General features: G+C 72.6%; 16 protein-coding genes. 4 read left to right on the top strand and 12 right to left on the bottom strand.

Features of this window, described 5'->3' with window-relative positions:
• Window positions 1-151: 151 nt before the first annotated feature.
• Together BV907_RS01810 and BV907_RS01805 are read right to left on the bottom strand one after the other, a co-directional pair.
• Window positions 152-517: a HesB/IscA family protein gene (locus BV907_RS01810; RefSeq protein ID WP_077487920.1), complete on the bottom strand. Its 366-nt coding sequence runs from the start codon at window positions 515-517 to the stop codon at window positions 152-154.
• Between the two features lie 110 nt (window positions 518-627).
• On the bottom strand, window positions 628-2,052 hold the full coding sequence (locus tag BV907_RS01805) for a dipeptidase (RefSeq protein WP_077487919.1): 1,425 nt from the start codon (window positions 2,050-2,052) through the stop codon (window positions 628-630).
• 68 nt (window positions 2,053-2,120) lie between these two features.
• Between BV907_RS01805 and BV907_RS01800 the strand changes: the two genes are divergently transcribed.
• Window positions 2,121-2,708 (top strand): DUF3043 domain-containing protein, encoded by a 588-nt coding sequence (locus BV907_RS01800; RefSeq protein ID WP_077487981.1) that lies wholly within the window; start codon window positions 2,121-2,123, stop codon window positions 2,706-2,708.
• Window positions 2,709-2,799: 91 nt separating this feature from the next.
• Here the strand turns inward: BV907_RS01800 and BV907_RS01795 are convergent, their stop codons facing one another.
• Window positions 2,800-3,885, bottom strand: a complete 1,086-nt coding sequence (locus tag BV907_RS01795) for a quinone-dependent dihydroorotate dehydrogenase (RefSeq protein WP_077487918.1) — start codon at window positions 3,883-3,885, stop codon at window positions 2,800-2,802.
• A 117-nt stretch (window positions 3,886-4,002) separates the two neighbouring features.
• Between BV907_RS01795 and BV907_RS01790 the strand changes: the two genes are divergently transcribed.
• Window positions 4,003-4,974: an alpha/beta fold hydrolase gene (locus tag BV907_RS01790; protein WP_077487917.1), complete on the top strand. Its 972-nt coding sequence runs from the start codon at window positions 4,003-4,005 to the stop codon at window positions 4,972-4,974.
• A gap of 34 nt (window positions 4,975-5,008) precedes the next feature.
• Here the strand turns inward: BV907_RS01790 and BV907_RS01785 are convergent, their stop codons facing one another.
• The 3 genes from BV907_RS01785 to leuA form a co-directional block, all read right to left on the bottom strand.
• On the bottom strand, window positions 5,009-5,779 hold the full coding sequence (locus tag BV907_RS01785; RefSeq protein WP_245827726.1) for an isoprenyl transferase: 771 nt from the start codon (window positions 5,777-5,779) through the stop codon (window positions 5,009-5,011).
• 139 nt (window positions 5,780-5,918) lie between these two features.
• Window positions 5,919-6,683 carry a DNA repair protein RecO gene (recO, locus tag BV907_RS01780; protein WP_077487915.1) on the bottom strand — a complete coding sequence of 255 codons (765 nt, stop codon included), beginning with the start codon at window positions 6,681-6,683 and terminating at the stop codon, window positions 5,919-5,921.
• 110 nt (window positions 6,684-6,793) lie between these two features.
• Complete coding sequence (gene leuA / locus BV907_RS01775; RefSeq protein WP_077487914.1) at window positions 6,794-8,539, bottom strand: 2-isopropylmalate synthase; 1,746 nt, start codon at window positions 8,537-8,539, stop codon at window positions 6,794-6,796.
• 232 nt (window positions 8,540-8,771) lie between these two features.
• Between leuA and BV907_RS01770 the strand changes: the two genes are divergently transcribed.
• A complete protein-coding gene (locus BV907_RS01770) occupies window positions 8,772-10,736 on the top strand; it encodes a M13 family metallopeptidase (protein WP_077487913.1) in 1,965 nt (654 codons plus the stop codon).
• A 66-nt stretch (window positions 10,737-10,802) separates the two neighbouring features.
• Here BV907_RS01770 and BV907_RS01765 read toward each other — a convergent pair whose 3' ends face one another.
• The 5 genes from BV907_RS01765 to BV907_RS01745 all read right to left on the bottom strand — a co-directional run bounded on the left by BV907_RS01765 (window position 10,803) and on the right by BV907_RS01745 (window position 16,282).
• The gene (locus BV907_RS01765) at window positions 10,803-12,200 is read right to left on the bottom strand and encodes an LCP family protein (protein ID WP_245827725.1); all 1,398 of its coding nucleotides are present in this window, start codon (window positions 12,198-12,200) and stop codon (window positions 10,803-10,805) included.
• A gap of 215 nt (window positions 12,201-12,415) precedes the next feature.
• The gene (gene era, locus BV907_RS01760) at window positions 12,416-13,372 is read right to left on the bottom strand and encodes a GTPase Era (RefSeq protein WP_077487911.1); all 957 of its coding nucleotides are present in this window, start codon (window positions 13,370-13,372) and stop codon (window positions 12,416-12,418) included.
• Window positions 13,365-14,666, bottom strand: a complete 1,302-nt coding sequence (locus BV907_RS01755; protein WP_077487910.1) for a hemolysin family protein — start codon at window positions 14,664-14,666, stop codon at window positions 13,365-13,367. The genes era and BV907_RS01755 overlap by 8 nt, the downstream gene beginning before the upstream one ends.
• The gene (gene ybeY / locus BV907_RS01750; RefSeq protein WP_077487909.1) at window positions 14,663-15,136 is read right to left on the bottom strand and encodes an rRNA maturation RNase YbeY; all 474 of its coding nucleotides are present in this window, start codon (window positions 15,134-15,136) and stop codon (window positions 14,663-14,665) included. The genes BV907_RS01755 and ybeY overlap by 4 nt, the downstream gene beginning before the upstream one ends.
• A gap of 9 nt (window positions 15,137-15,145) precedes the next feature.
• Window positions 15,146-16,282, bottom strand: a complete 1,137-nt coding sequence (locus BV907_RS01745) for a PhoH family protein (protein WP_077487908.1) — start codon at window positions 16,280-16,282, stop codon at window positions 15,146-15,148.
• Window positions 16,283-16,465: 183 nt separating this feature from the next.
• On the opposite strand from BV907_RS01745, the gene BV907_RS01740 reads away from it, so the two are divergent.
• Window positions 16,466-17,437 carry a GerMN domain-containing protein gene (locus BV907_RS01740; RefSeq protein WP_077487907.1) on the top strand — a complete coding sequence of 324 codons (972 nt, stop codon included), beginning with the start codon at window positions 16,466-16,468 and terminating at the stop codon, window positions 17,435-17,437.
• Between the two features lie 25 nt (window positions 17,438-17,462).
• On the opposite strand, the gene BV907_RS19220 is transcribed toward BV907_RS01740, so the two are convergent.
• A partial coding sequence (locus BV907_RS19220; protein ID WP_245827724.1) for a 16S rRNA (uracil(1498)-N(3))-methyltransferase occupies window positions 17,463-17,685 on the bottom strand: 223 nt, incomplete at its 5' end.

Here is a 17,685-nt window from a genome sequence, read left to right as displayed (position 1 = left end):
CAGAGTGTCGGGAAGACATAGTTTTACTACTCGGTGTAGAGCTTACAGCTATCCCCGGCGAATCGCCCACATGTCCCCGGCACGCGTCGGCCGTGCCCCCGGCGGGCCCGTCTGGGCTCCTGGGGGCACGGCCGAGGGGGTGCGGGGCGGCTCAGTGGAAGGAGTCGCCGCACGCGCACGAGCCCTGCGCGTTGGGGTTGTCGATCGTGAAGCCCTGCTTCGAGATGGTGTCCTCGAAGTCGATGGTCGCGCCCGCGAGGTACGGCACGCTCATCTTGTCGACGATGACCTCGACGCCGTCGAAGTCGCGCACTGCATCGCCGTCGAGGATCCGCTCGTCGAAGTACAGCTGGTAGATGAGGCCGGAGCAGCCACCCGGCTGGACCGAGACGCGCAGGCGCAGGTCCATGCGGCCCTCCTGCTCCAGGAGGCTGCGGACCTTGCCCGCGGCCACCTCGGTGAGCGTCACCTCGTGGGACCCCAGGGCTTCTGCGGACTCGTTGGTTGCAGTGCTCATTCTCTACCTTCTCTCCATGGCCGACGCCTCGGGGACGCCGACGGCCGTCTGGGCCTTCCATCCATGCTACGACCCACCCCTGACTCGGTGCTAACCCCCTGTGGCAACACTCACAGGGCGTCGGCGGCACCCGGGGGGCGTCGGAGCGCCGCGAGGAGGAGTGCCTCGGCGAGGATGCAGCGCCCGAACTCGCCGAGGTGGAGCGACTCGTTGGCGCTGTGGGCGCGCGAGTCCGGATCCTCGACGCCCGTGATGAGCACGTCGGCGTCGGGGAACACCTCGGTCAGGTCCGCGATGAAGGGGATGGACCCGCCCATGCCCATGCGGACCGGGCTCGTCCCCCAGGCGGCCTCGAGTGCCCACATCAGGCGCGTCGCGGCGGGCGACTCGGTGTCGGCGAGGTAGGCGCTGCCCCGCTCCCCCGGCTCGAAGCGCAGGTGCGCTCCGAACGGGATGTGCGCCTCGAGGTGCTTCCGCACGGACTCGAGCGCCGCGTCGGGATCCTGCCCCGGGGCGAGGCGCAGGCTGAACTTGGCCCGCGCGCGCGGCTGGATGGAGTTCGACGCGACGGCGACGCCGGGGGCGTCGAGGCCGATGATGGACAGCGCTGGGCGCGTCCACAGGCGCGCGGAAACGCTCCCGCTGCCGGCGAGCTCGACGCCGTCGAGCACCGCTGCGTCGCGGCGGTACTGCTCCTCGGGGTACTCGATGTCGGGGTCGTCCCCGGCGACGAGGCCTGCAACGGCGACGTTCCCCTCCTCGTCGTGCAGCGTCGCGATGAGCCGGGCGAGCACGGTCGGGGCATCGAGGACCGGCCCGCTGAAGATGCCCGAATGGACGGCGTGGGCGAGGACCGACACCTCGAAGGTGCCATCCACGAGGCCCCGCAGGCTCGTGGTCACGGCCGGCGTGCCGACCGCCCAGTTGCTGGAGTCCGCCACGATGATGACGTCCGCGGCGAGGCGGTCGCGGTGGGCCTCGAGGAAGCGGCGGAAGCTCGGCGAGCCAGCCTCCTCCTCCCCCTCGATGAAGAGCGTGACCCCGACCCCCGGCGCCTTCCCGTACACGTCAGCGAGGGCGATGCAGGCGCCGAGGTGGACGAGGATGCCCGCCTTGTCGTCCGCGGCGCCGCGCCCGTACAGCCGGCCGTCGCGCTCGGTCGCGGTGAAGGGCTCCGTGTCCCACAGCTCCGCGTCGCCCGTGGGCTGGACGTCGTGGTGGGCGTAGAGCAGGACGGTGGGCTGGCCCGGGGCCGGCGGACGGTGCGCGACGACGGCCGGCCCCCCGGGCCTCCCGTCCGGCCGCGTGGCGCGCAGGATCTCCGCGTCGGCGAACCCGGCGGCGCGGACGAGCTCCTGGACTGCCTCGGCGCTGCGCTCGAGCTGTTCGGGCGGGAACGCCGGCCAGGCGATGCCCGGGATGGCGACGAGCCGGGAGAGCTCCTCGACGGTCTGGGCGAAGCGGCGGGCGACGGACGAGCGCAGGGCGGCGACGTCGTCGTCCGGCACCGCAGGCGGGGCAGAGCGTGAAGGCATGCCTTGACACTACGCAAGCCCGGCGCGGCCATCAATCACGCGCTCCCGCGCGCCGGTATCCTGAGATGGTGTTTGGACGCAAGAACGAGCCCGCCGCCGAGAGCCCCGGGCAGCCCGAGGAACAGAACGCCGGCCCCGCCGTGGGCAAGGGGGCGCCGACCCCGCGGCGCAAGGACCAGGAGGCGGCCCGCCGGAGGCCCCTCGTCCCGACCGACCGGAAGGCCTCCAAGGCCGCCGAGCGGCAGGCTGCCGCCGATGAGCGGGCGCGCGTGCGCCGCGCCCTCGAAACCGGCGACGAGCGGCACATGCCGTGGCGCGACCGGGGCCCCCAGAAGCGGTTCGCCAGGGACTTCGTCGACGCGCGCTTCAACCTGGGCGAGTACCTCATGTTCGCCGCGCTCATCTTCGTCGTGGCCTCGTTCGTCGTCCCGACGGACAGCGTCTCGCAGGTCTACATCCTGAGCGCGTTCTGGGTCGTCTTCCTGCTCGTCTTCGCCGACACGTTCTGGCTCTCGCGCCGGCTCAAGAAGCGCCTCGCGGCGAAGTTCGGAGACGTCGAGCGCGGCACCGTCTGGTACGGGAGCATGCGCGCCCTCCAGTTCCGCCCGCTCCGCCTGCCCAAGCCCCAGGTCAAGCGCGGGGCCTACCCCTCCTGATCCCACCGCCCTCCACAGGGCGCGCACGACGGCGCGGCACCCGCCTCGGGTGCCGCGCCGTCGTGCTGCCAGGCCCTGACCGGCCGCGCCGCTAGCGGCGGATGCGCGCGAGCCCGGCGTCGACCGCGAGCCCCGCGTTGATGTGGGCGGCCCAGAAGGGGCCCTCGTAGAGGAAGGCCGTGTAGCCCTGGACGAGGGTCGCGCCGGCGTCGAGGCGCTCGCGCACGTCGGCGGGGGTCTCGACGCCGCCGACCGAGACGAGCGCGAGCCCATCCCCCACCGCGGCGCGCAGCCGGCGCAGCACCTCGAGCGAGCGGGCCTTGAGCGGCGCGCCCGAGAGCCCGCCCGCGCCCGCGGCCTCGACCTTGGCGGCCGGGGCCGAGAGCCCCTCGCGGCCGATCGTCGTGTTCGTGGCGATGATGCCCTCGAGCCCCAGCTCGAGCGCGAGCCGCGCGACGTCGTCGACGTCCTCGTCGCTCAGATCCGGGGCGATCTTCACGAGCAGCGGAACGTGGCGGCCCGCTGCGGCCCCGGACTCCTCGCGCACGGCGGCGAGCAGCGGGCGCAGCGACTCGGCGCTCTGCAGGAGGCGCAGGCCCGGCGTGTTGGGCGAGCTCACGTTGACCACGAGGTAGTCCGCCACGGGGGCCAGGAGCCGTGCGCTCACGCGGTAGTCCGCGACGGCGTGTTCGAGCTCGACCGCCTTCGTCTTGCCGATGTTGACGCCGATGACCGGCCGGTCTGCGCCGTAGCGGGCCTCGAGGGCCGCGCGGGCGATGGCGATGCGCGGGGCGACGGCCTCGGCGCCGTCGTTGTTGAAGCCCATCCGGTTGATGACGGCACGGTCCTCGACGAGGCGGAAGAGGCGCGGCGTCGGGTTGCCCGGCTGCGCCTGCCCCGTGATCGTGCCGACCTCGATGTGTCCGAAGCCGAGCTCGGCAAGGGCCTCGATCCCCCGGCCCTCCTTGTCGAAGCCGGCCGCGAGCCCGAACGGGGACGGGAACGAGACGCCGAAGGCCTCGGTGCGCAGGGCGCCGGAGGGCGCCGTGAAGCGCGCGAGGGCCTTGCCCAGGCCGCACGCGTGCACCGCGCGGATGGCGCCGAAGCCGATCCGGTGGGCGCGCTCGGCGTCCATCCACGAGAACGCGGCACGGAAGAAGAGGGGGTAGATGCGCATGGTCCCAGTCTCCCGTCTCCGCGGGCCGGTTCCCAAATGCGCCCGAGGGCAGGCGCTCGGGCGCGCTGGCGCGGCTCGGAGTACCCTCGGGGCAGGGACGGCGCGAGGAGGTGTCCCGTGGATCGTGCGTGGTCGCCCGACTTCCTGGGCGACGGGGTCGAGGCCGCTCCGCTCGGCCGCGGGCCATCCGGCCCACTCGGGATCCTCGTGCGCTACCGCGGCCCTCAGGGAGCTGGGGGCGACGATGCCGGACGCGCGCTGGTCTACGTCCACGGCTGGAGCGACTACTTCTTCAACCTCGAGCTCGCGCGCTTCGCCGACGGGCTCGGCCTGCGCTTCTTCGCCCTCGACCTGCCCGAGCATGGGCGCAGCATCGGCCACGGGACCGTGCCGGGGTACGTGGGCTCGGCAGAGCACTACCTCGAGAGCGTCGATGCCGCCGTCCGCGCCGCCGCGGACGAGTCCGGCGGCTCCCCCGTGCTCATGGGCCACTCGACCGGCGGCCTCGCGGCTGCGCTCTTCGCGCAGCGCCGCCCCGGGGAGCTCTCGGGCCTCGTGCTCAGCAGCCCATGGCTCGTGCCCCACGGCGGCCCCGTCGCCGGCCGTGTCCTCGAGGCGGCCCTTCAGCCGGCCTCGGCCCGCTGGCCGCGGGCCCGGCTCCCCCTGCCGCCGCGGGGGTACTACTGGCGGGCCATCGCGAAGGAGGCTGGCGGCGAGTGGGAGCTGCGCAGCGACCTGCGCCCGCGCAACGCCTTCCCCGTGCGCGTGGGCTGGCTCCATGGCGTGCTCGAGGCCCAGCGTGCCCTCCGCTCGGGGCCGCGGATCGCCCTTCCGGCCCTGCTGCTGGCCTCGGGCGCCTCGGACACGGGCCTGCTGTGGCGGGAGGAGATGCGCTCGCGGGACGCGGTGCTGAACGTCGCGCCGATGCGCCGGGCGGCCGCCGCGCTGTGCGCGGACCTCGACGAGGCGATCGTTGAGGGCGGCCTGCACGACGTCCTGCTCTCCGCCCCGGCCGTGCGGAGCGAGGCCTACGCACGGCTCGGGGCGTGGCTCGCGCGGGTGGCCCGGCCTGGGCCCTCGCCAGGGTGAGCCCGGACGGGTGGACCTGGCCACAGCGCCGGTGCTATCCCGCCGGTGCCCTGTCGACGGCGCCGCCGTACCGGCGGTCGCGGCGCGCGTAGATCTCGACGGCCTCCCAGAGCGTGCGCCGGTCGACGTCCGGCCACAGCGTGTCCATGAAGACCATCTCGGCGTAGGCGGACTGCCACAGCAGGAAGTTGCTCAGGCGCTGCTCGCCCGAGCTGCGCAGGAACAGGTCGACGTCGGGCAGGTCCGGCTCGTCGAGGTAGCGCTGGACGGTCTTCTCGCCCACGCTGCGCGCGCTGAGGCGCCCGGCCTCGACGTCGCGCGCGATGGCCGCGACGGCGTCGGCGATCTCTGCGCGCCCGCCGTAGTTGACGCACATCGTCAGGTGGCACGTCGTGTTGGCGCGGGTCGCGGCCTCGGCCTCCTCGAGTTCGCGGATCACCGAGCCCCACAGCTTCGGGCGCCGGCCCGCCCAGCGGATGCGCACGCCCCAGGAGTCGAGCGTGTCCCGCTGGCGCCGGAGCACGTCCTTGTTGAAGCCCATGAGGAAGCGCACCTCCTCGGGCGAGCGCTTCCAGTTCTCGGTCGAGAACGCGTACACCGAGACGTACTCGATCCCGAGCTCGATCGCGCCGGCCATCACGTCCAGGAGGGCGGGCTCGCCCGCCTTGTGCCCCTCGATGCGCGGCAGCCCGCGCTGGTTCGCCCACCGGCCGTTGCCATCCATGACGATCGCGACGTGCCGCGGGATGAACTGGCGCGGGATGTCAGGCGGGGTCGCGCCCGATGGATGCGGGAACGGGCGCACGGGCGCTGGCCTCTCGGCGCGGGGGCGTCGCGGGGTCGATGTCACGGGGTCGTCACCATCCGGGTGTGGGGCAGGGGTGTTGGTGTCAGGGCCACGCGCTGGGCCGTGTGGGGGAAGCACGACGGCGCGGAGCCGGGTCTCAGGGTCCGGCGGGCTCCCGCTCGACGAGCCGCAGGGAGCCGACGGCCCGCTCGAGGTGCCACTGGGCGTACGCGGCCACGAGGCCCGCGGCCTCCCGGCGGTGCACCGGCTCGGAGGGGTCGGCGGCCGCCCAGTCGCCCGAGAGCAGGGCCGCAAGGAGCGCCACCGTCTCGGCCGCCGGCGCGGGCGAGCCGGGGGGCCGGCAGCCGGGGCAGACGATCCCGCCGAGCGCGGCGCTGAACGCCGAGTGCGGGCCCGCCCCGCCGCAGCGGGCGCAGTCGGTGAAGCTCGGCGCCCAGCCTGCGGTCGCGAGGGCGCGCAGGAGGTACGAGTCGAGGATGAGCCCCGGTTCGTGGGCGCCGCGGCTCAGGGCCGCGAGGGCCCCCACGAGCAGCTGGTACTGGGCGGGCCCGGCGTCGGTGTCCGAGGCCGTGAGACGCTCGGCCGTCTCGGCCATTGCCGCCGCGACCGTGTAGCGCGCGTAGTCGGAGACGATGGACGCGCCGTAGCTTGCGCGGGCGACCGCCTGGCTCACCACCTCGAGCGAGCGGCCGTGCACGAGCTGGAGGTCGGCGACCATGAAGGGCTCGAGCCTGGCCCCGAAGCGGCTGCTCGTGCGCCGGACGCCGCGGGCGACGGCCCGGACCTGGCCATGCCGGCGCGTGAGGAAGACCACGATCCGGTCCGCCTCGCCGAGCCGGTGGGTGCGCAGGACGACGCCGTCGTCACGGTAGCTCCGTGCTGCGAACGTCGTCTCGGCCATGGGCGCCATTCTCCCACGGCAGCACGGACGGCGTCGGGCGACCCGCACACGCCCGGGTCGCCCGACGGCGTCCTCCGCCCTTTCGGCGGAGCGGGGCGCGCGGCCGCCTCCTAGGCCGCCGCGTCGCGCAGGGCGCGGTTCACCGCGGAGATGACGGCCTTGAGCGAGGACATCGACGTGTTCGCGTCGATGCCGATGCCCCACAGGACCCGCTCCCCCACGGCGCACTCGACGTAGGCCGCGGCTCGGGCGTTGCCGCCCTCGGACAGGGCGTGCTCGCTGTAGTCGAGCACGCGGACGTCGATGCCCTCGGCCGTGAAGATGTCCAGGAGCGCGGCGATCGGGCCGTTGCCCGTGCCCGTGCGCCGCACCTGCACGCCGTCGATCCGCAGGGTCGCGTGGAGGGTCATCGTCCCGTCCTCGGTGGTCTCGGTGTTGACCGAGGAGAGGGCGTACTTGCCCCATGGCTTGCCGCCGTCGACCGACGAGGACGGCAGGTACTCGTCGGAGAAGATCTGCCACAGCTCCGCCGCGCTGACCTCGCCGCCGACCGTGTCGGTGCGCCGCTGGATGACGCCCGAGAACTCGATCTGGGCGCGCCGCGGCAGGTCGAGGTGGTGCTCGTTCTTGAGCAGGTAGGCCACGCCGCCCTTGCCCGACTGCGAGTTGACCCGGATGACGGCCTCGTACGTGCGGCCGAGGTCCTTCGGGTCGATGGGCAGGTACGGCACCTGCCACGTGACATCGCGGACGTCCTTGCCGGCGGCCGCCGCGTCCCGCTCGAGGGCATCGAAGCCCTTCTTGATCGCGTCCTGGTGCGAGCCGGAGAACGCCGTGAACACGAGGTCGCCGCCATAGGGGACGCGCTCGCCGACGGGCAGCTGGTTGCAGTACTCGACCGTGCGGCGGATCTCGTCGATGTCCGAGAAGTCGATCATCGGGTCGATGCCCTGGACGAACAGGTTCAGGCCGAGCGTCACGAGGTCGACGTTGCCCGTGCGCTCGCCGTTGCCGAACAGGCAGCCCTCGATGCGGTCGGCGCCCGCGAGGTAGCCGAGCTCGGCGGCCGCGACGCCGGTCCCGCGGTCGTTGTGCGGGTGCAGGGACAGGATGATGCCCTCGCGCGGGTGCAGGTGGCGGCTCATCCACTCGATCGAGTCGGCGTAGACGTTCGGCGTGGCCATCTCGACGGTCGCCGGCAGGTTGATGATGACCTGGCTGTCCGCGCTCGCCTCGAAGATCTCGGCGACCCGGTTGCACACGCGCGCCGCGTACTCGAGCTCCGTGCCCGTGAAGGACTCCGGCGAGTACTCGTAGGTGACGTGCGTGTCCACGAGGGTCTCCTCGTACTTCTTGCACAGCAGGGCGCCCTGGACCGCGATGTCGAGGATGCCGTCCTCGTCCTGGTTGAACACGACGCGCCGCTGCAGGACCGAGGTCGAGTTGTACAGGTGGACGATGGCCTGCTTGGCCCCGACCAGCGCCTCGTAGGTGCGCTCGATGAGGTGCTCGCGCGCTTGGGTCAGGACCTGGATCGTGACGTCGTCCGGGATGTGGCCGCCCTCGATGAGCTGGCGGACGAAGTCGAAGTCGGTCTGCGAGGCGGACGGGAAGCCGACCTCGATCTCCTTGTAGCCCATGTCGACCAGGAGCTTGAACATCTTCATCTTGCGGGCCGGGCTCATCGGGTCGATGAGCGCCTGATTGCCGTCTCGGAGGTCAACGGCACACCAGCGGGGGGCCTTCTCGATCCGCTTCGTGGGCCACGTCCGGTCGGGCAGCTCGACGGTGATCTGCTCGTGGAAGGGGACGTAGCGGTGGACCGGCATGCCCGAGGGCTTCTGAGCGTTGCGCATGGTTTTACTGTAGGCCTTTCTTCATCGCTGGGATCCACGGCGGCCGGGGGCACGTGAAGACTCCGCGGCGGGGATCCGGCCTGCGCTGGATCAGCGACTAGTGGGCCCCGCCACGGCAGCTAAGAAGAAGCAGCGCGTTCGGCACACGGCAACCATAGCACCCCGCCGCGAGCCGCCCGCTCGCCCCGGGACGCAGCTGCCTAAGATGAAGCCAACCCACACAGGAGGCAGCATGACCAGCTCGAGTGCGCCATCCGGCGTCGACCGCGACTACTTCGACGACGGCGTCCGCCCGCAGGACGACCTCTACCGGCACGTGAACGGCGGGTGGCTCCGCTCGACCGAGATCCCCGCGGACCGCGCGCTCGTGGGAACCTTCATCCAGCTGCGCGACCGCTCGGAGGAGGCAGTGCGGGCCCTCGTCGAGGAGCTCGCCGGGGCCGAGCACCCCGAGGGCTCGGACGAGGCCAAGATCGGGGCCCTGTACCGCTCGTTCATGGACGTCGACAGCGTCGAGCGCCTGGGCGCCGAACCCCTCGCCCCGCTCCTGGACGAGGTCGACTCCGTCGAGGACGCCGCCGGCCTCGTCGCCGCCTCCGCGCGGCTCGGCCGCGGCGGGACCGACGGCCTGTTCGGCTACTACGCCGCGCCCGACGCCGGCGACCCCGAGCGCGTGGTCCTGTACCTGAGCCAGGGTGGGCTCGGCCTGCCGGACGAGTCCTACTACCGGGACGAGAAGTTCGCCGAGACGGTCGGCCAGTACCGCGACTACCTCCGCGACGTCTTCGCCCTGCTCGGTTCGGACTCCGCCGCGCAGGACGCCGAGGACGTCCTCGCGCTCGAGCGGCGCATCGCGGGGCTGCACTGGGACCGGGTGACGCTGCGCGACCCGCAGAAGACCTACAACCTGCGCACCGAGGCGCAGGCCACCGAGGCGTTCGGGCACTTCCCCCTCTGGGCCGAGGCGGCGGGGGTGGCCGCGGACGCGCGGGCCGAGCTCGTCGTCGGCAATCCCGACTACCTGGCCGGGATCACGGGGCTGCTCGAGGAGATCCCGCTGCGGTCCTGGAAGCTGTGGCTCACCGGCCATGTGATCGGCGCGGCCGCGCCCTTCCTGTCGTCGGCCTTCGTGGACCGGCACTTCGCCTTCTACGGGACGGTCCTGTCCGGCACGCCGGAGAACAAGGAGCGGTGGAAGCGCGGCGTCGGCGCCGTCGAGTCCGGGCTCGGGATGGCCGTGGGGCGCCTCTACGTGGCCCGGCACTTCCCGGAGGAGCACCGGGCCGAGATGGCCACGCTCGTCGAGAACGTCGTCGAGGCGTACCGCCAGAGCATCTCGGTCCTGCCGTGGATGGGCGCCGAGACGCGCGAACGGGCGCTCGCCAAGCTCGCCGCCTTCCGGCCGAAGATCGGCTACCCGGACGAGTGGATCGACTTCTCCCCGGTCGAGATCCGCGACGGCGACCTGCTCGGCAACGTCCGCCGCGCGCACGAGGGCGAGCTGGACCGGCTCCTCGACGAGATCGGCAAGCCCGTGGACCACGTCAAGTGGCTCATGACGCCGCAGACGGTCAATGCGTACTACCACCCGCTCATGAACGAGATCGTCTTCCCCGCAGCCATCCTCCAGGAGCCGTTCTTCCACCCGGACGCGGATCCGGCGGTCAACTACGGCGGCATCGCGGCAGTGATCGGCCACGAGATCGGCCACGGCTTCGACGACCAGGGCTCGCAGTTCGACGGCGACGGCGCCCTCCGCAACTGGTGGACCGACGAGGACCGTGCGGCGTTCGAGGCGCTCACGGCCAAGCTCGTGGGCCAGTTCGAGGCCCTCTCCCCCGCCGAGACGCCCGGCCACGCCGTGAACGGGCGGCTGACCCTCGGGGAGAACATCGGGGACCTCGGCGGCCTGGGCATCGCCTACAAGGCCTACCAGCTGAGCCTCGACGGGCAGGAGCCCCCCGTGATCGACGGGCTCACGGGCGCCCAGCGGTTCTTCGTCTCGTGGGCCACGGTATGGCGGCAGGTCTGCCGCCCCGAGGAGACCCTGCGCCGCCTCTCGATCGACCCGCACTCGCCGAACGAGTTCCGCACGAACGCCGTGGTGAAGAACCTCGATGCGTTCCACGAGGCATTCGGCGTGGCCCCGGGGGACGGCATGTGGCTCGAGCCCGGGGAGCGCGTCGCGATCTGGTGACGCCCACGTGCCGCCGCCCGACGGCGGCCGCCTTCCGGCGGCTTCCGGCGGGCGGCGGCAGCAGGACTAGTAGCCGAAGGCCGTCTGGCAGGTCGCGTCCGCGGCCGTCTGCGCGACGATGCCGTCGGGCACCCTCGCCTCGAACCGGTCGCCTGACGTGAAGTCCTGCCCGATGTAGAGCTGGACGCCGGCGACGGCCGTGGACGGGAGCACCTGCGCGGGGGGAAGCCCGAAGCGGGCGGCGATGTCCGCCGCGACCTGCTCGTAGCCCGGGCCGTAGTAGACCGCCGTCGAGGCGATGGGGGCGGCGGCGAACGAGGAGGCCTGGGCGAAGCCCTCGGCGGCGAGGTAGCGGACGAGCTCCTGTGCCCGCCCCGGCAGGCCCGAGCCGTTCGCCACTGCGACGGGCTGCACCGACTTCTCATACAGCGGTGCAGGAGGGGTGCTTCCGGTGGAGGGGTCGGACGACGACGGCGCGGGCGCAGCGGTCGTGGGCGTCGCCGGCGCGGTGAGGTCGCGGCCTTCGCGCAGCGCCTGGAACAGGCCCTCGGCGTCCGGCTCCTTGAGCTGGACGCGGGCGGGGTCGGCCACGTAGGCCTCCGTCGGGACGGTCACGAAGGCGACCTTGGCAAGGTCAATGTCCTTGAGCCGGTTCCCGATGGTGAGGAGGGCCTGCGGGTTCGCGAGCCCCTCGTCCACCGTGAGGTTCTTCGTGATCGTGTCCGCGATGCCCAGCATCTTGGGCACGTTGCCGATCGTGCCGTCACCCCGGACCTTGCGCGCGAGGGACGCGAGGAAGGCCTGCTGGGACTTGATCCTGGACAGGTCGCTGCCGTCGCCGACGCCGTGCCGGCTGCGCAGGAACGCCAGGGCCTGCTCGCCCTGGACGCTGTTGGTGCCGGCGGCGAGCCTGAGGCCGGAGCTCGGGTCGTCGATGGCCGCGTTGACGCAGACGTCGACGCCGCCGATCGTGTTGGAGAGCTCCTTCACGGCGTTGAAGTCCGCGACGAGGAAGTGGTCGATGGAGAGCCCGGTGAGGTGGTTGATCGTGTCGACGGTGCAGCCGGGCCCGGCGAGGGACATGGACGAGTTGAGCTGGCCCACCGCCAGGGCCGCGTGCCGCGTGCCGCTCTTCGGGTCGGTGCACGCCGGAATGGGCGCCATGAGGTCGCGGGGGAAGCTCGCCATCGTGATGCGCTGGTTGTCCGCCGAGATGTCCATGAGGATCATGACGTCCGCGTTCCCGCTGCCCGCGCTGTCCTCGGATGTTCCGTAGGCGCCGTTGGCGCCGTCGCGCGTGTCCGTGCCCACGATGAGCAGCTGCAGGCGGTCCGTCGCGTCGCTCGAGGCGTCGGCGCTCGCGCTGCCCGCCGAGAGGGGGGCCTGGCGCAGGTTCGTCTGGAGACGGACGACCCAGTAGCCGGCGGCGGCCACGAGCGCGACGAGGACGAGGGCAAGCACCACGGCCGCTGCACGGAGCGCCGGATGTCGATGCGCCGGCCTCAGATGCCGCGGCGGAGGGATCTCGCCGGGGCTGGCGTGGTGGACGCCGGCGCGGGTCACCGGGCCGGCGACGTCAGCACGTCGAGCCAAAGAAGTGGCCTTCCTGGAGGTTCTGGGGTCAGTCCATGGTAGCGGGGCGGTCTGGGAACGTGCTGTGAACACGCTCGGCGGCGCGCCTAGAAGCCCAGGCGCCCCAGCTGCTTCGGGTCCCGCTGCCAGTCCTTGGCGACCTTGACGTGCAGGTCGAGGTAGATCCGCGTGCCGAGGAGGGCCTCGATCCCCCGCCGGGCCGCCGTGCCGACCTCGCGGAGGCGCTCCCCGCCCCGGCCGATGATGATCGCCTTCTGCGAGGGGCGCTCGACGAAGAGGTTCACGCGGACGTCGAGCAGCGGGTTGTCCTCGCTGCGGCCCTCGCGGGGCACGATCTCCTCGACGACGACGGCGAGCGAGTGCGGGAGCTCGTCCCGAACCCCCTCGAGCGCCGCCTCGCGGATGAGCTCGGCGACCATGACCGCCTCGGGCTCGTCCGTGAGTTCCCCGTCCGGGTAGAGGGGCGGGGACGGCGGCATGTGCGCGATGAGGATCTTCTCCACGATAGCCACCTGGTAGCCGTCCTTCGCCGACACGGGGACGAGCTCGGCCCAGCCCTCGCCGCCGAGGACCTCGCGGCCGAGGGCCTCGACGGCGAGGAGCTGCTCGGCGAGCCGGCCGCGGTCGACGAGGTCGGCCTTCGTCACGATCGCGACGATCGGCTTGCGGCCGACGGCGGCGAGCTGATTCGCGATGAACCGGTCGCCCGGGCCGATGCGCTCGTCCGCGGGCAGGCAGAAGCCGATCGCGTCGACCTCGGAGAGCGTCTCGGCGACGAGGTCGTTCAGGCGCTGCCCGAGGAGGGTGCGGGGGCGGTGCAGCCCCGGCGTGTCCACGAGGATGAGCTGCCCGTCCTCGCGGTGGACGATGCCGCGGATCGTGTGCCGCGTCGTCTGCGGCTTCGCGGACGTGATCGCGACCTTCTGCCCGACGAGGGCATTGGTCAGAGTGGACTTGCCGGCGTTCGGGCGCCCGACGAGGACGGCGAATCCTGCTCGGTAGGTCTCGGCGGCATCGCCGTCGCGTGTTCGGCTGTCAGCCATGGGTGTTCTCCGCTTCGTCGGTGGCTTCAGTGCTTGTCTCGGCCGGTTCGGCGCGCTCCGCCAGGACGTGGCTGATCCGGTTGCGTCGGCCCTCGATCCGCTCGGCCGTGAGGCGGATGCCGTGGACCTCCGCGGTGCTGCCGACGATGGGGACGCGGCCGAGGCCCTTGGCGAGCAGCCCCCCGACCGTCTCGACCTCGTCGTCCTCGATGTCGGTGTCGAACAGCTCGCCGAGGTCGTCGAGGCTCATCCGCGCCGCGACCCGGTAGCGGCCATCGCCGAGCGGCACCGACTCGTCGGCGTCGACGTCGTACTCGTCGACGATCTCCCCCACGAGCTCCTCGATGAGGTCCTCGAGCGTCACGAGCCCGGCGGTACCGCCGTACTCGTCGACGACGATGGCCAAGTGGATCGATTCGCGCTGGAGCTCCTTGAGCAGGTCGTCGACCGGCTTGGACTCCGGGACGAACCGTGGCTCCCTCGCGAGGGTGTCGACCTCCTCCGAGGCCGCGTGGGGATCCTCGTGCAGGCGCGCCGCCACATCCTTGAGGTACAGCACGCCGCCCACATCGTCGAGGTTCTCACGGAACACGGGAACGCGGGAGCAGCCGGACCGGAGGAACAGCGACATGGCCTGGGCGAGGCTCGCGCCGGACTCGACGGCGACGATGTCCGTCCGCGGGACCATGACGGCGCGCACGAGCGTCTCGCCGAGCTCGAACACGGACTGGAGCAGCTCGGCCTGCTCCTCCTCGAAGTCCTCGGCGTCGCTCGCGCGCTCGACGAACTCACGGAGCTCGGTCGCGCTGTAGGTCGAGTCCTCGTGGCGCGGGTCGGTCCCGGTGGATGAGCTGCCCAGCGCGACGAGCCACGCCGGCACGGGCCCGAGCACGAGCCGCAGGGTCCGCACGAGCGGCGCGGCGGCGGAAGCGACGGGCAGGGCGTGCTGGCGCCCGAGCTGCCTCGGCGAGACGCCCACGAGCAGGAACCCGACGACGGCCATGGCCGCCGTCGCCGCGAGACCTGCGAGCCACACGTTGCCGAGCCAGCTGTGCGCGAGCACGGCGACCGCGACGGCCCCGGCGGTCTCGAACCAGATGCGCCAGAAGCGCAGGGCCTGCAGATGGGGCACGGGGTCCTCGAGCAGGTGCCGGAGGGACGGGGCGCGGCCCTCCTCGATGAGGAGCTCTGCGTCGTGCCGCGGGAGGAAGGCGAGCGCTGCCTCGGCGGCGGCGAGGAACCCCGCGAGGGCGACGAAGGCGAGCGCGAGTCCGATCAGGAGGACGGTGGTCACGCCACCGTCTCGCTCGGCGCGGGGCGCCCGAGGAACTCCGTGAGCAGCTCGCGCTGGAGGCCGAACATCTCCTCCCGATCCTCCGGCTCGGCGTGGTCGAAGCCGAGCAGGTGCAGGATCCCGTGGGTCGTGAGGAGGAGCATCTCGTCGTCGACCGAGTGGCCCCCGCGCGCGGCCTGCTCACGGGCGACCTGCGGGCACACGGCGATGTCGCCGAGCATGCCCTGGGGCGTGGGCCGGCCCGGGACGCCGGGGGTCAGCTCGTCCATCGGGACGGAGAGCACGTCGGTGGGCCCGGGCTCGTCCATGAGCTCGAGGTGCAGGCGTTCCATCGCCTCCTCGTCGACGAGCAGGATCGACAGCTCGGTCTGGGGGTGCAGCCAGAGCCGCTCGAACACGAACCGGGCCAGCCGGACGATGGCTTCGGCGTCGACCTCGACCCCGGACTCGTTGTTGACTTCGATGCTCACGGATCCAGCCTAACCGCCAGCCACACCGCCAGCGGCCGCCGGCCCGCCCTGGCGTGCGGCCGCGCGGGCACGGCGCCGCTCCTGCTGCGCCCGCTGCTGGGTGTCCCAGCGGCCGTAGGCGTCCACGATGTCGCTCACGAGCCGGTGCCGCACGACGTCGGAGGCGTCGAGGACCGAGAAGCTCACGTCCTCGATGCCGTCGAGGATCTCCTGGACGATCCGCAGCCCGGAGGAGGTCCCGGACGGCAGGTCGACCTGCGTGACGTCGCCCGTGACCACCATCTTCGATCCGAAGCCGAGGCGGGTGAGGAACATCTTCATCTGCTCGGGGGTCGTGTTCTGGGCCTCGTCGAGGATGATGAACGCGTCGTTGAGCGTGCGACCGCGCATGTACGCGAGCGGCGCGACCTCGATGGTGCCGGCGGCCATGAGCCGCGGGATCGACTCCGGGTCCAGCATGTCGTGCAGGGCATCGTAGAGCGGGCGCAGGTAGGGGTCGATCTTGTCGCTCAGCGTGCCGGGCAGGAAGCCGAGCCGCTCCCCCGCCTCGACGGCCGGGCGCGTGAGGATGATGCGGCTCACCTCCTTGTGCTGGAGGGCCTGGACGGCCTTGGCCATCGCGAGGTACGTCTTGCCCGTCCCTGCGGGGCCGATGCCGAAGATGACCGTGTTGGCGTCGATCGCGTCAACGTAGTCCTTCTGGTTCGCCGTCTTGGGCCGGATCGTCCTGCCGCGGCTCGAGAGGATGTTGTGCGTGAGGACGTCCGAGGGGCTCGCGACCGTCTGCGCCCGCAGCATCGACACGAGCTGGGCGAGGGACGCGGGCGTGACGGGCGTCCCGGCCTCCGCCATCGCGGCGATCTCCTCGAAGAGCCGGCGGAGGTTCGGGGCCTCGGCCGGGGGCCCCACGATGGTGAGCTCGTTGCCGCGGGCGTGGATCTCCACGGAGGGGAACTGCTCCTCGACGAAGCGCAGCGCCTCGTCGTGCGGGCCCAGGATCTTCACCATCTCCTCGCTCGAGCCGAAGCGCAGCACCTCGGTACGGGATGCGGGGGTCGTGTGCGGGAACTCCGCTGTCACAGGCGGTCTCTCTCCTTGTCGGGGCCGTCGCCCCCGGCCGGTCTGGCCGGGCGGGCCTGGACACATCGTACTGCCGGGATGCCTCCGCGGGACCGTGAACGTATCAATCCCGCATCACTTGGGGCACGGTTCCCCTTGGCGCCGTCCGGGCCACCGGGACTGTGCCAAGCTGGATGGTGCTGTCGGCTCACCGGGAGTCTCCGCCCACGTCGGGCGGCCGGGACCGCGCAGCTGACCTGCGGAGGATCCATGCCGAGTGCAGCGCCGCGTGAGCGCGTGCCGTGGCGACGCCGGGCCGGCGCCGCCCGCGCCGCCGTGCTCGCCGGCGTCCTGTTCTCCGCGGGCATGGCGCTGTCCGCCTGCACGGCCGGCGGGGCGCCGGAGCCGAGCGTCGCGGCCGGGGCGACCCCCGCGGGCTCGGCCGACCGCACGACCCAGGCCTCCGTCCCGCTCGAGACGTCACAGACCTCCGCCAAGAGCCCGGTCTACTGGCTCGGCCGCTCCCGCGACGGGATCTACCTCTACCGCGAGTTCCGGGAGGCGGGCGGCGAGGACAACCCCGTCACGACGGCGCTCAAGCTCATGATGACGCAGAAGCCGCTGGACCCGGACTACTTCACTCCCTGGCAGCAGCCGCGCAAGCTCGCGGCGTCGATCTCGGGCAAGAACATCATCACGGTGGACGTCTCCTCGGACGCGTTCAACAGCAACGTCGACGAGCCCACGGCCCAGCTGGCCGTCCAGCAGCTCGTGTACACCGCGACGGCGGCCGCGGCCAGCGCGGGCCTCGTCGACACCGAGCAGCCCACGTCCGTCATGCTGCTCGTCGACGGGCGGACCGCGCAGCTGGCCTTCGAGCGCGTCCAGCTCGGGCAGCTCATGCAGCGCGACGCGTCCATGGCGGCCCCGGGGTGGATCATCGACCCGCAGGAGGACACGCGGCTCGGCGGGCAGCTCAAGGTGTTCGGCCGCGCCGTTCCCGCCGGCACGCCCCTCGCGTGGCAGGTCCTGAAGCGAGACGCCTCCGGCTCGAAGTCCGTGTACCTCAGCGGGGGCATCACCTCCGGCCAGGAGCCGGGCAAGGGCGGGGAGTTCACCTTCGTGGTCAACCTCGAGGACGGCGACTACGAGCTGCGCATCCTGCCGGCGGCGGACGCCGCGGCGCCCGCCAACGCCGGGAGCACCGCGTGGGACACGAAGGCGTTCCGCATCGGGCCCTGAGGGGCCGGGCCGACGCTGCGCCCCGCTAGTCCGCCTCTGGCTCGCGGGCCCCGGCGGGCCAGCGCCCAAGCCGGTCCCCCGCGACGGCCAGGGCCGCCGGCCCGGCCGTGGACGACCTCAGGACGTGCGGGCCGAGCAGCGCGGTGCGCGCCCCCGCCGTCGTGAACCGCTCCAGCTCCGCGGGGCTGATCCCGCCCTCGGGGCCGACGATGAACAGCACCTCGCCGTCGCCTGCGCTCTCGCCGTCG

The organism is Sinomonas mesophila (genome assembly GCF_001999765.1).
In the GTDB taxonomy this organism is placed as follows: domain Bacteria; phylum Actinomycetota; class Actinomycetes; order Actinomycetales; family Micrococcaceae; genus Sinomonas; species Sinomonas mesophila.
This window is presented reverse-complemented; position numbering and strand designations above follow the sequence as displayed.